Annotated in this window: 13 protein-coding genes; 8 read left to right on the top strand and 5 right to left on the bottom strand. The window is 29.2% G+C overall.

Annotation, left to right across the window (positions count from 1 at the left end):
• Positions 1-46 precede the first annotated feature (46 nt).
• The 6 genes from H3N56_RS04735 to H3N56_RS04710 all read left to right on the top strand — a co-directional run bounded on the left by H3N56_RS04735 (position 47) and on the right by H3N56_RS04710 (position 7,639).
• A complete protein-coding gene (locus H3N56_RS04735) occupies positions 47-2,521 on the top strand; it encodes an ATP-dependent DNA helicase (protein WP_185880122.1) in 2,475 nt (824 codons plus the stop codon).
• Between the two features lie 5 nt (positions 2,522-2,526).
• Positions 2,527-4,599, top strand: coding sequence for an HD family phosphohydrolase (locus H3N56_RS04730; protein WP_185880121.1), 2,073 nt, complete (start codon positions 2,527-2,529; stop codon positions 4,597-4,599).
• Between the two features lie 11 nt (positions 4,600-4,610).
• Entirely contained in the window at positions 4,611-5,075 is a 465-nt protein-coding gene (gene ybeY, locus H3N56_RS04725) for an rRNA maturation RNase YbeY (RefSeq protein WP_185880120.1), read from the top strand.
• A gap of 12 nt (positions 5,076-5,087) precedes the next feature.
• Complete coding sequence (locus H3N56_RS04720) at positions 5,088-5,801, top strand: diacylglycerol kinase (protein ID WP_185880119.1); 714 nt, start codon at positions 5,088-5,090, stop codon at positions 5,799-5,801.
• Positions 5,802-7,328, top strand: coding sequence for a hypothetical protein (locus tag H3N56_RS04715; RefSeq protein WP_185880118.1), 1,527 nt, complete (start codon positions 5,802-5,804; stop codon positions 7,326-7,328).
• A 125-nt stretch (positions 7,329-7,453) separates the two neighbouring features.
• The gene (locus tag H3N56_RS04710; protein ID WP_185880117.1) at positions 7,454-7,639 is read left to right on the top strand and encodes a hypothetical protein; all 186 of its coding nucleotides are present in this window, start codon (positions 7,454-7,456) and stop codon (positions 7,637-7,639) included.
• A 218-nt stretch (positions 7,640-7,857) separates the two neighbouring features.
• Here H3N56_RS04710 and H3N56_RS04700 read toward each other — a convergent pair whose 3' ends face one another.
• Positions 7,858-8,457: a lysine exporter LysO family protein gene (locus H3N56_RS04700; protein WP_185880116.1), complete on the bottom strand. Its 600-nt coding sequence runs from the start codon at positions 8,455-8,457 to the stop codon at positions 7,858-7,860.
• A complete protein-coding gene (locus H3N56_RS04695) occupies positions 8,458-8,733 on the bottom strand; it encodes a hypothetical protein (protein ID WP_185880115.1) in 276 nt (91 codons plus the stop codon).
• 122 nt (positions 8,734-8,855) lie between these two features.
• Between H3N56_RS04695 and H3N56_RS04690 the strand changes: the two genes are divergently transcribed.
• Positions 8,856-9,707, top strand: coding sequence for a S1 RNA-binding domain-containing protein (locus H3N56_RS04690; protein ID WP_185880114.1), 852 nt, complete (start codon positions 8,856-8,858; stop codon positions 9,705-9,707).
• A gap of 32 nt (positions 9,708-9,739) precedes the next feature.
• Here H3N56_RS04690 and ruvC read toward each other — a convergent pair whose 3' ends face one another.
• The gene (ruvC, locus tag H3N56_RS04685) at positions 9,740-10,315 is read right to left on the bottom strand and encodes a crossover junction endodeoxyribonuclease RuvC (RefSeq protein WP_185880113.1); all 576 of its coding nucleotides are present in this window, start codon (positions 10,313-10,315) and stop codon (positions 9,740-9,742) included.
• 105 nt (positions 10,316-10,420) lie between these two features.
• Here ruvC and H3N56_RS04680 point away from each other — a divergent pair, with 105 nt between their 5' ends.
• Entirely contained in the window at positions 10,421-11,215 is a 795-nt protein-coding gene (locus H3N56_RS04680) for an RNA polymerase sigma factor RpoD/SigA (protein ID WP_185880112.1), read from the top strand.
• A gap of 53 nt (positions 11,216-11,268) precedes the next feature.
• Here the strand turns inward: H3N56_RS04680 and H3N56_RS04675 are convergent, their stop codons facing one another.
• Together H3N56_RS04675 and H3N56_RS04670 are read right to left on the bottom strand one after the other, a co-directional pair.
• Positions 11,269-12,186 carry an NAD(P)/FAD-dependent oxidoreductase gene (locus tag H3N56_RS04675; protein ID WP_185880111.1) on the bottom strand — a complete coding sequence of 306 codons (918 nt, stop codon included), beginning with the start codon at positions 12,184-12,186 and terminating at the stop codon, positions 11,269-11,271.
• 16 nt (positions 12,187-12,202) lie between these two features.
• A complete protein-coding gene (locus tag H3N56_RS04670) occupies positions 12,203-12,832 on the bottom strand; it encodes an MBL fold metallo-hydrolase (RefSeq protein ID WP_185880110.1) in 630 nt (209 codons plus the stop codon).
• Positions 12,833-12,854: the final 22 nt, after the last annotated feature.

The raw sequence follows: 12,854 nt of genomic DNA, 5'->3' as shown, positions 1-12,854 counted from the left end.
TTATTATATTTAGTATGAGAATCTATTGTGAATGAAAGGGAAGAAAATGAACATAGAAGAAAAAATATCTTTAGAAGCTATAGCTACAATGCGTGAAAAGATAGAAGAAGTTGACGGCAATGAAGTTTTTTTCAGAGGGATTCCAAATGAAGATGGAATTGTTGAAACAGTAACTGTATTAGCCAGAGGAAATAAAGGATCAGTTCCAGCTATTTTAAAAGGAATGAAAAAAGGTGAGATAATTATTCACAATCATCCATCAGGTTATTTGTTCCCATCAGATGCAGATATAGAAATAGCATCTGTATATGCAGATAAAATGTTAGGAGCTTCATATATAATAAATAATAAAGTGGATGATATCTACGTAGTTGTTGAGTTAATTCAAGATAAAAATATAAAAATAGATATAGCTCCTTATTTTGAAAAAACAGGACTGTTATCTACTACTTTTTCTGAATTTGAATATAGAAATGAACAGTTAGAAATGGCGAAAGTTATTGAAAAAGGATTGAATAGTGAAACAAAAGTTATTGTTGAGGCAGGAACAGGGACAGGAAAAACTTTGGCTTACTTGATACCAGCAATAGAATGGGCTATAAAAAATAAAAAAAGAGTTGTTATATCTACGAATACTATTAATCTACAAGAACAACTTTTAAACAAAGATATTCCAATTGCTCAAAAGGTAATACAGGGAGATTTTAAGTATGTTTTAGTAAAGGGCCGTGGAAATTATTTGTGTAATAGAAAAATAAATAATATTGCTCTAGGTGAAACTATAGACTTACAAGAATACAGTTTAGATCAAAAAAATCAAATACAAGCTATATTGAAATGGGGTGGAAGAACGGAGAGTGGAGATAAGGCTGAGTTAACTTTTGAAGTTGATTCAAATGTATGGGAACACTTTCAAAGTGAAACTGATATGTGCGCCGGAAATAAATGTGCATATAAAAATGAATGTTTCTTTTTAAAAGCTAGAGATGAGAAGAAAAAAGCTGATATACTAATAACTAACCATCATATGTATTTTTCAGATTTAGCAATAAGAAAAGAGATAGGGTTCAATACAGAGTATTCAATTTTACCAGAATATGCACTAGCTATTTTTGATGAAGCACACAATGTTGAAAAAGTTGCAAGGGACTATTTTTCTTATGAAGTATCAAAGTATGGATTTAACAAAATAATGAATCAAATATATGCCGTAGATAGTAAAAGTAAGAGAAAGGGACTCGGAAGTTTAGATATTCTTATCAATTATTTAAAGGGGCAGAGTTACGATAAAAAGAGTTCTGTTGAAAAAGAGTTACAAGATGATATAAAAATTAGACATAAAAATCTTGTTACAGAAGGAAGAAATTATTTCAATAGTTTAATAGAATATTACTCTAAAGGACAGATGGGAAGTATTAGTTTTAGACTCAGAAAAGAGGAGTTAAAGCATACACCGTTTAATGGAATAATAGAAGATAACAAAGAAAATTTGATTTTAGAGTTTAACTCATACATAAAAAAAATTAGAAATATAATAAAAATAATAAAAGATTTAGAAGATAAAGAAGGTTTTATAAATGATTTCATAAGATATATAGATAGACTTGAAAGTTTTTTAGAGAATTTTAAATTTATAAACTCTTTAGATGATGAAAAGTTTATATATTGGTTGGAAGTAAATGGGAAAAAAAGTAATTCTAAATTAGTGGCAACCCCACTTAAAATAGATAATGAATTACAAAAGAATTTATATAGTAATTTAAATCAAATGGTTTTCACATCAGCTACAATAGCAGTTGGAAAAAGCTTTGAATATTTTAAGGATAGTATTGGGTTACAAGAAAAAACTTTAGAGCAGGTTATACATTCGCCGTTTGATTATGATAAACAGATGACAGTATATCTTCCACAAGACATACCAGACCCTAGTTCTAAAAACTTTATGGACGAAATAAAAGGTTTTATTTTAGAATTAATTTTGAAATCTCAAGGAAAGACATTTATTTTATTTACCTCGTATTCGGCTCTAAATTATATGTACTATATGATGAAAGATGAATTAGAGGAAAAGGGAATGGAACTTTATATACAAGGGATGGTTCCTAGGACACAGTTAGTGTCTATGTATAAAAGTGGAAAAAATCCAGTTTTATTTGGAACTGATTCTTTCTGGGAAGGTGTAGATATAAAAGGTGACCAACTGAGTTCTGTAATAATAATTAAATTACCATTTAAAGTTCCTAGTGATCCAGTTACAGAAGCTATAATAGAAAGTTTTACAGCTCAAAATAAAAATGCTTTTATAGAGTATCAAATTCCAGAATCTGTAATAAAATTTAAACAGGGAATAGGAAGATTGATAAGAAGTAAAAGTGATAAGGGGATAGTTACAATTTTAGATACTAGAGTTATCAATAAAAAATATGGAAAATATTTTATTGACGCCATTCCAACAAAAAATATAAAGGTGGTTGATAGAAACTCTGTGCTAAAGGATATCGTAACTAAAATGGAGGAATAACTAGAATGAAAAAAATTGAAATTTTTGGATTCAGTATTTCTTTTAAATTAGATAAGAAAAATAAAGATGACGCAGAAATATATACAAAAGAATATCATTTAAAGGAAAAAATTCTTTATCTGATGCTTATTCTGATACTTATTCCGCTTAGCTCTAAATTTTCTTATTTATCAAAAAGTAATACATATAGTGTTGGAGATGTAGTAGTAAACGATATATATTCACCGAAAAGCACTGTATACAATGATAGGCATAAAAGAGAGGGTATTATCCAGGATATGGTTCTAAATTCAGAGAAAGAATATATCTATGTCCCTGAAGCTGGAAAAATATATCTTGAAGGATTAGACGATTTTTTTAATCAAATTATTGCTTTACAAAAAGAAAAAAGAAGAAATTTTGATCCTAGAGTGATAGAAAGAATAATAGGAAGAAAGGTTCCGCAGACAACAGTCGATTCTTTACTAAAGCTTAGTCATAAGGATTTAATGGAAAAAAGAAACAAATTAAGAAATTTAGTAGAAGAGATTTACGGTAATGGGATAGTCCAAGAAAATGGTGTTATTTCAATAAAGCCACCTCTAGATAAGAAAGTCGAAGAACTTTCAACACTAGATAAGAGTATAATAAATATATTTTTAACTGCAAACTACATATATGATGAAGAAAAAACTAAAAATGCAATTCAAGAAAAAGTATCTCAAGTTGGAAATCAACTTGTAGAGATAAAAGCTGGAAATATTTTGGCCAAAAAAGGTGAGATATTAACAGAAAAAAAAGTTAGTATGTTAGAAGCTGTTGGAGTATACTCTTACAAAAAAAATATAATAATGTTATTTGCAAATTTAATGTACTTAATAATAATTTCTATAATTTTTTATCCACTATTTGCAAATGTCGTCAATAAATATATATTAAATAAGAATTATTATAGAAGTACTTTTTTAATAATTGTAGTTACCTTTCTGATATTTAGATTTATAAATATAGATTATGCTTATATGATTCCTTTTGATATGGTTATTTTTTTACTGAGTATACTTATGAATGTTAGTTATGCAGTTTTAATTGGGCTATTTTCATTAGCTTATCTGTTGCCACTTCTTGATTATGATCTATTATACTTTACAATGTATATATTATCATTGGTTATAGGTGGATATTTAGTAAAGAGAGTTGCTACAAGAGCAGAACTTATAAATGTAGGATTGAAACTTGCAGTATTAAAGTTTTTTGTATTTGTTTTAATAAGTTACTTTTTAGGTTTTGAAGGAACTGTAATAGCTCTTAAAGCTGGAGAATTAATATTGTCAGGATTGATATCCGGAATGTTAACGATAGCAGTTCTACCATATTTTGAAAGAAGCTTCAATCTTTTAACGATATTTAAGTTATTAGAACTTGGAGATTTATCACATCCTTTATTGAAGACTTTATCTGTTAAGGCTCCCGGAACATTCCATCACTCAATGATGGTAGCGACTCTTTCAGAATCAGCAGCAGAGGCCATAGGGGCTGACTCGGTACTTGCAAGAGTAGCATCTTATTATCATGATATAGGAAAAGTAAAAAGACCTAGATTTTATGTCGAGAATCAAGAGGGTGGAGAAAATCCTCATGGAAAAATCTCACCATTTTTAAGTGGTCTTATAATTACATCCCATACAAAAGATGGAGCTGAATTAGCTAAAGAATATAAGATACCAAAGGAAATAAGAGATATAATGTATGAGCATCAAGGAACTACTATGCTAGCATATTTTTATAATAAAGCTAAGCAATTAGATTCAAGTGTAAGAGAAGAAGATTTTAGATATAATGGTCCTAAACCAAAGAGCAAAGAATCGGCAATAATAATGTTAGCAGATTCGATTGAGGCAGCTGTTAGATCGATAGATGAGAAAACTCCTGTGACAATTGAAAGTATGATAAGAAAAATTATAAATGCCAAAGTCGAAGATAATCAACTTTCAGAAGCTGATTTAACTTTTAAAGAGATAGAAATAATAATAAAAACATTTACCAAGGTACTGATGGGGATACACCATGTTAGAATTAAATACCCTGGACAAAAATAGGGAGGAATAAAATGGAGATAGTTTTAGATTTATCGATTGAAATAGAGGGATACGAAGAATATTTAAATGAAGAAAAAGTTGAAAAATATATTGGAGATGTATTAAGAGGAGAATTTGATTCTGAAAAGCCAGTTTATCTTTCTGTAGCTTTAGTTGGAAATGAAGATATACAAAGAATAAATAGAGATTTTAGAGGGAAAGATCAACCTACTGACGTAATATCTTTTGCATATCATGAAACAGAGGATTACGATATAGGACCATATGATACTTTGGGAGATATAGTTATATCTTTAGAAAGAGTAGAAGATCAGAGAAAAGATTATGGACATAATTTTGAAAGAGAATTTTACTATGTTTTAACTCATGGAATACTTCATCTTTTAGGATATGATCATATCGAAGAAGAAGATAAATTAGAAATGAGAGAGAAAGAAGAAGAGATATTAAAAAGATTCGGTTATACTAGAGACTAGGATGTGATTTGGATGAGAAACGATGAGAAAAAACATAGTGTAACAGATAGTTTTAATGTGGCCATAGAAGGAATAATAGATGCTATAAGAACAGAAAGAAATATGAAGTTTCATTTATTTTGTGGAGTGGTTATACTTTTTCTATGTATATTTTTAGAGCTTACAAAATATGAGCTTATTTCTGTGAGTTTCTCAATAACTCTAGTTGTTTTAGCAGAACTTTTAAATACAGCAATAGAAACAACTGTAGATATGATTTGTAAATCGTATCATCCTTTGGCAAAAAAAGCCAAAGATGTAGCAGCGGGAGCGGTTCTGGTATCCGCTATAAATGCAGCTGTTGTAGGATATATAATTTTCCAAAGAAGAATTATGTCTGAAATGGGTGAAGGATTTACTATACTGAAAAATTCATATCAACATAGTATGGTTTTGATTATAGCGATACTTTTAATTTTAGTGATAGCTATAAAAACATATTTTAAAAAGGGAACTCCACTTAAAGGTGGAATTCCAAGTGGTCACAGTGCACTGGCTGGGGCATTATTCACAGGAATATTTTATTTAACAGACAACCCAAAGATTTTTTTTCTTTCGTTTTTACTATTGATATTGGTATTGCAATCTAGAGTTGAAGGAAGGATTCATACAGTAATTGAAACAGTTATAGGAGCGACGCTGGGTGTCTGTGTAACATATGTACTGTTAGCAATTATAGGGGTTTAGGTGATAAGTTTGCAAAAGGCTAAAGATTATTTATTATTGAGTATTTTATCATACTGTAATTTTACAGATTGTGATTGTGGAAGAACAATAGATGAGATATTCGAAGGAGAAGATTTCTCAAAAATAAAAAGTGGAAACTTTTATTTTTGTACAGATGAAACAAAAGAACAGTTCTATGAATATTTTAAGGATATTTTAAAAAAATGGAAAGTTTTTTATGTTGATAATAGAACTGCGTCAGTTAGAGAAAAATCTTCAGGATTTTATTCCGTTGTTTTTAAAAGTGAAAAGAAATATATTATAACTTTTAGAGGTAGTGAGAAATACCCTGTAGAAGATGCTTATAAAGATTTTGTTGAAACAGATTTGTCAATCGGGGTTGGAAAAAGACCAAGGCAATTTTTAGAAGGAGTTGAGGTATTTAATAGGCTTCATAGAGATTTTCAAATTCCTATAGAGGATATATCTGTAACTGGACACTCTCTTGGAGGAGGGATAGCTCAGTTTGTGGCATTAATTGCAGATAAAGAATTTGGAAAAGTTCCTTATACATGTACATGGAATTCTATTGGAATAAGTAGAGAGGGAATTGTTGCAATAGAAGATTTTATTGATTTTGATGGAATTATTAAAAGTGTTGGGATGACAGATGAAGAAGAAGCAATATTCCAAGATTTTAAAATAACATATATGAATTTTTTGATTAAAGAGTTAAAGAAAAATGGAGCAATAAAAGATAATAAAACTGTATTATTAGATTATGATACAGATATCTATTTAAGTTTAGAAGAAGAATTTTTAAAAAATCTTTCTAAAAATACAAATATAGATTCGTGTTTTTCAAAGGTTTCTCCTTTAAGAAAACATGAGCTAATTGCAAAAAATGGAATATATAGAAAACTATTTCAAATGGATGGACTAGGAAAACTTCTAATACAAGCACAAGATTTCATGGAAAAAATTAGAAGAAATACATCTTATGAAGATAATGTAATAAATTTTTGCCATTCGAAAGATATGACAAATGAACTTTTTCCTCACGTGGGTTCAGTGTACCAGGTGGACTTAGAATTTTTAAAAAAAGATTTAACTAGAAAAAAATTTTTAAAGAATTTTATGTTTTTGACAAAGTCGGTGCAAGGTTATCATTTTCAAGATGTTTTTATTCCTTTTGTTGAAACAGATGGTGATAGACAGGGTATGTTCTCAAAAAAATTATCTATAGAATTTATAGCTTCTCTGGTTAGAAAATTAATAGCTTTAGAATATTGCTTTGATAGGGAATTTTTAGCTGAATATTATAGTTTAATAGATTTAGATCCAAATAATTATAGTAAGTTAAAGAATTATATTACTAAAGGAATTTCTAGTTGTGGAGAAGAGATATTATATAAAAAACAATCTTTAGAGCAGATTAAGAATATGAGGTATGATGAATTTGAGTATCTTTGGAAAAACTTAAAAGATAAGCTTGCTAGTCCATATAGAACAAAAGATTTATTTGATTTAATAGTATTTAAAAGATAACGAGCGACCATTGGATTTTTCAATGGTCGTTTTTTATTTAGTAAATGTCTTGCAATTTATTATAACTTATATTATACTTAGTATATAATTGAAATAATTACAAAATTGTAAAAGGAGGAAAATATATGAAATTATTAATAATGGGTTCTGTTTTAATATTGTTCGTAATAGCTCGTTCTACTGAAAATAGATTATTGGTTCCTGCTACTGGAACTTTGATGAAAAATGCTTCGCAAAATAATAATACTAAAACTATAAAAACAAAACCTGTTTCTGCTACTGGAACAATGTTTATTTATTCAAATAATTAAAACTTTAACTATAAATTTAAAGGTGAATATCAATGATGGTGTAAATATGGTGTTTCCATGTAATGAAATCCAATCAGCATTAAAAACAGAACTTGCAACAGCATATCCTGATTGTCGTTTGGTTGTTACAAAAGAAACATTAACGGTTGAAGGAGTGAGAATTTAACAAAATAAAAAATGACCACTGAATTTTTTTCAGTGGTCATTTGTCTTACGTCTTATAAGTTAAAAATTGTTACAATTGCAGGAACTAGTATTGGAACAGATGATGTTAAAATAACTCCAGAAAAAAATGCAACAATGGATATATCTGAAGTATTACTTCTATTTATAACTGGAAGCAGTGTATCCATAGCTGTTGCTCCAGCGGCAGAAACGGATTCAAAAGCTCCTAATTTTTTAGCTATGATTGGAACAAAAATAATGGCTAAAACTTCTCGAACAACATTACTTAAAAAGGCAAGGCTTCCAAGGTGGGCACTTATTTTGGAAAGTTCAATGGCGGATAAAGAGTACCAACCAAGTCCAGCACTAACTGCCATGCTTTGCCCAACATTAAGTGGTGTTATAAGGGAAGCAATTGCTCCACCAAGAAGAGAACCAAATATTGTACAAATAGGTAATAACCATATTTTTTTTCCAAAAGTTTTAAAGTCAGCAAATAATCCAGAGTTATCTCCTATATCAATTCCAACAAAGAAAAGAAGAAGACATAATCCCAAATCTATAAAATTACCAGAATTAGAAAGAATAAAATCTGATCTGAAAAAATATCCTAATAGTCCACCAACGATGATGGAGATTGAAACACCCAGCATTTATATCCCCCTTTTTTTAAAAACTATGAATGTAATCAAAATACTAAATATTACAGATAATGAACCAATTATAAAAGCTTGAGAACCAATGAGATGGAAATCTTTTATAATTTGATCATTAGAACCGATATTATACCCCATAATACCCAAAAGAAAGAAAAGTGATAAACTTTGTAAAAGTGCCAATTTCTTTTTTAAAAAATTAGGAATCACCTTCTTTTTACTGAGAAAAAATCCCACAGCGATTATAATGATGTAAAGCAAAATGTTGTTCATAAAACCTCCCCCTTATTTTTATAGTTTTTGATATAAGTATACCTCATAAAAAAAATATTGTAATTATTTAACTAAAATTATATAATAAAATGTGATATTAAAGAGTAAAAGGAGATATATTTATGGTAAAGATAGGTAAAAGACAGAGTATGAAAATAAATAATTTTACTAGTATAGGTGCATATTTAGACGGTGGAACAGATGATGTGAATGATAACATCCTACTTCCTAACAACGAATTAGAGGGAAGAGATGAACTTTTAGTTGGAGACGAAGTTGACGTAATGATATACAGAGATTCTGAGGATAGATTAGTTGCGACTTTTAGAAAGACAGCTGCAACTATGGGAACTCTAGCTAAACTTAAAGTTATGGATGTTAATCCAAAACTAGGTGCATTTTTAGATTGGGGATTAAAAAAAGAATTACTTCTACCATTCTCACAAATAGTTGGAGAAATAAAAGTTGGACAAGAAGTACTAGTTGGAATTTATGAGGACAGTAAAAATCGTTTATCAGCAACAATGAAAATATATAGTTTCTTAATGCCAAATGGAAAGTATGAAAAAAATGATATGGTAGAAGGAACTGTTTACAGAGTTGATGAGGAGTTAGGTGTATTCGTAGCAGTAGACGATAGATACTATGGATTAATTCCTAAAAATGAGTGTTTCAAGAATTTAAAAGTTGGAAATACAGTAGAAGCTAGGATAGTAAGAGTTAGAGAAGATGGGAAGTTAGATTTAGCTCCTAGAGCTTTAGCACACATTCAAATGTCTGATGATGCAGAAATAATTTTAGAAAAAATGAGATTATTAAAAGAGCATTTTAAGTTTACAGATAGCAGTTCTCCAGAATCTATTCAACAATATTTTGGAATCAGTAAGAAAGCTTTCAAAAGAGCAGTTGGGTCTTTATTAAAAGCTGAAAAAATTGAAAAGAATGAAAATGGAAATCTAATAATAAAGCAATAAAAAAAACAGAGAGGTCTATATAATAGACTTCTCTATTTTTTTAAATAAAGTTCTCTAAATTCTTTTGCTGAAATTTTATCTTTTTTTAGTCCTTTTTCTAAACTAGTGTTGGAGATAGAATTTGTCGAATAGAGAGAGTTTGTTAAACTATTTATATGTGTTATGGCTACAGCTATAGCATCAGCAGCATCATCAGGTTTTGGTATTTCAGAAAGATTTAAAATCTTTTGTACCATAATTTGAATTTGTTTTTTTTCTGCCCTTCCATACCCTGTAATTCCCATTTTAACCTGTAAAGGAGTATAACTTTGCACATCTAGACCATTTCTTTTACCAGCTAATAAAATAACACCTCTAGCTTGTCCTACTGAGATAACTGTCTTGCTATTTTTAAAGAAAAATAAATCTTCGACAGCCATATGCTTAGGACTAAATTTTTTTATAATATTTTCGAGCTCTTCAAAAATTTGGCAAAGTCTATCTTCAATAGCTAAATCTTTAGAGGTATAAATACATCCATATTCAACTAGACTTAGTTTGTTTTTATCAAAATCTAGGATAGAATATCCTACAATTGCCGTTCCCGGATCGATTCCTAAAACTCTCAAAAAAATCACCTCACATTAATTATAACATTTAAAACTAAAAAAGGAAGGGTAAAAACTTTTCGGTATATTAACTTAGATATTTTAGATTTAAGGAGGGAATAGTTTATGAATATCTCGGACTACCTTAAAGAGATTAGCCACTATCCTCTATTAAGTAAAGAGGAGGAACGGACTTATTCCTTAAAAGCTAAGGAAGGAGATAGCGAAGCAAAAGATAGAATTGTAATTTCTAATTTGAGACTTGTTGTAAGTGTTGCTAAAAAGTATTCAAATCTAGGGATTCCTTTGCTAGATTTAATCCAAGAAGGAAATATTGGATTGATTAAAGCTGTCGAAAAATTTGATCCGTATTTAGAAAGAAAATTTTCTACATATGCAATGTTTTGGATAAAACAAAGTATTTTAAGATATATATCGTGTAATAGAGGCTTAATAAGATTTCCAACATATATATATGATAATATTTCAAAAATAAAGAAGAGTATCCAAAGGTATCGAGTTGAAAATACTAGCGACCCGTGCATTGAGTTTATTGCTTTAGAAATTGGAATGAAAAAAAAAGATGTTGAGAAATATTTAGATATTTTAGAACAAAGTTTAAATTCGCTAGAAGAGACGTGTGGAGAAAATGGAGATTATCATAGCATCATACCAGGAGATGATTATTTAGAAGAAAATATAATAGAAGAAGAATCGAAAAGTGAGCTCATAAAAAATTTAGAATGTTTAACTCCGAATGAGAAGGAAGTTATAATTCATAGATATGGTCTTTTTGATAAGAAAATATTAACGTTAGAAGAAATTGGAAACTGTTTAAATCTGACTCGTGAGAGGATAAGACAAATCCAGATAAGAGCAATAGATAAATTAAAATTAGAATGTGGATATATGTATAATTGAAAATCTGCAGAATAGGCATAAAAATTAAAAGCCTGTTCTACAGATTTTTTTAATTATTTTTTTAGCGTAAGTACGTATTTAATAGCATCCATTCCTGCAATTGTTCCATCAGCTGTTGCTGTTGTAACTTGTCTAACAACTTTAGAACGAACATCTCCAGCTGCATAAACTCCAGGTATTTTAGTTCTCATATGGTCATCTGTTTTTAAATATCCTTGAGCATCTAGCTCTGCTACCTCACCAAATAGTTCAGTTGGATTTTTAGTACCTAAGTAAAGGAAAGTATAATCAGTTTTATAATCTTTTATTTCACCATTAACTTCAACCTCAACGCTCTCTACATATTCGCTTCCAGATATTTTTTTTAGATTTGAATTAGTTATAATTTTAACCTTTTCATTAGTTTCAAGTGCCGAAAGAATTGAAGGGTCACAATTTAATTTGTTATCATTAACAAAAATTAAAATTTCTTTTGCATATCTTGTTAAGAAAAGTGCTTCTTCAGCTACTTCTTCACCTTTTCCAAAAAGTGAAACAGTTAAATTTCTTGTAAAAGCTCCATCACAAGTTGCACAGTAAGACACTCCTTTTCCTAGAAATTCTTGTTCACCAGGAACTTTAGAGCTTGAATTTTTAGACCATCCAGTAGCGATAATGATAGATTTAGCTTTGAAATTCTCAATATCAGTTTTAACAATTTTAGGTTCAGTAAAAATATCAAACCCTAAAAAAGTACATTCTTTAAATTGGACATTGTACTTTGCAACTTGATTTTTCATAAGTTGTTGTAAATTATGTCCTGTAAGACCCTCGTGTCCTGGGTAATTATCTATCTTATGAGCCATAAGTAAACTCCCAATATGAGGCTTTTCAAGAACCAAAACTTTTAAATTAGCTCTTCCAGTATATAAAGCAGCGGCAAGTCCAGCTGGACCAGCACCTAAAATTATAACATCATAAATATTTTCCATAGTAGTCCTCCTAAATTTAAATGATACCTTCAGATTTTAAAAATAATTTTTCTTCACCTAAAGTTGTTGAATCCGTATGAGAATTATAAACAATAGTTTCAGGTGGATAGTTTTCACAAATTTTTCTTAAACTTTTTTGGAGATTGTCAAAATTACCTGTCGGTAAATCATATCTTCCATAACTTCTTCTAAAAAGAGTATCTCCAGTAATCATTAAATTATTTTCTTTATTATAAAAGCATTTAGAACCAATAGTATGTCCAGGAGTATCGATAACTTCAAAGTCTGCAATTGTATCTCCCTCTTTTAAAGTTGTAAAATCACCTTCGAATACAAAATCATATCCTTGAATAAACTGAGATAGACTCAAAGTTGAGTTGGATAGAAATGGAGCATCTTCTTTACCTATATAGACTTTTATTTCAGGGAAAATGTTAATTAATTTATTTATTCCACCTATATGATCGCCATGTCCATGAGTTAAAATAAGATTTTTTAAATTTAGATTATTTTGTTTCAAAAATCCAAGTAAAGAATCTAATCCTCTCTCTCCTCCGCAATCAAATAGTGAAGCATTTTTCTCTTTATCCCAAACAAGATAACAATTTGTCAAATATGATCCCATGGGAAAATTCTTTATGTTCATATTATTCCTCCAAAACTTCTGT

The sequence above is a fragment of the Cetobacterium sp. 2A genome (genome assembly GCF_014250685.1).
Taxonomy (GTDB): Bacteria; Fusobacteriota; Fusobacteriia; order Fusobacteriales; family Fusobacteriaceae; genus Cetobacterium.
This window is presented reverse-complemented; position numbering and strand designations above follow the sequence as displayed.

Coding starts and splice junctions, on each gene's coding strand:
- H3N56_RS04735 (WP_185880122.1), top strand. CDS start 47: ATGAACATAGAAGAAAAAATATCTTTAGAAGCTATAGCTACAATGCGT.
- H3N56_RS04730 (WP_185880121.1), top strand. CDS start 2,527: ATGAAAAAAATTGAAATTTTTGGATTCAGTATTTCTTTTAAATTAGAT.
- ybeY (WP_185880120.1), top strand. CDS start 4,611: ATGGAGATAGTTTTAGATTTATCGATTGAAATAGAGGGATACGAAGAA.
- H3N56_RS04720 (WP_185880119.1), top strand. CDS start 5,088: ATGAGAAACGATGAGAAAAAACATAGTGTAACAGATAGTTTTAATGTG.
- H3N56_RS04710 (WP_185880117.1), top strand. CDS start 7,454: ATGAAATTATTAATAATGGGTTCTGTTTTAATATTGTTCGTAATAGCT.
- H3N56_RS04700 (WP_185880116.1), bottom strand. CDS start 8,457: ATGCTGGGTGTTTCAATCTCCATCATCGTTGGTGGACTATTAGGATAT.
- H3N56_RS04695 (WP_185880115.1), bottom strand. CDS start 8,733: ATGAACAACATTTTGCTTTACATCATTATAATCGCTGTGGGATTTTTT.
- H3N56_RS04690 (WP_185880114.1), top strand. CDS start 8,856: ATGGTAAAGATAGGTAAAAGACAGAGTATGAAAATAAATAATTTTACT.
- H3N56_RS04680 (WP_185880112.1), top strand. CDS start 10,421: ATGAATATCTCGGACTACCTTAAAGAGATTAGCCACTATCCTCTATTA.
- H3N56_RS04675 (WP_185880111.1), bottom strand. CDS start 12,186: ATGGAAAATATTTATGATGTTATAATTTTAGGTGCTGGTCCAGCTGGA.
- H3N56_RS04670 (WP_185880110.1), bottom strand. CDS start 12,832: ATGAACATAAAGAATTTTCCCATGGGATCATATTTGACAAATTGTTAT.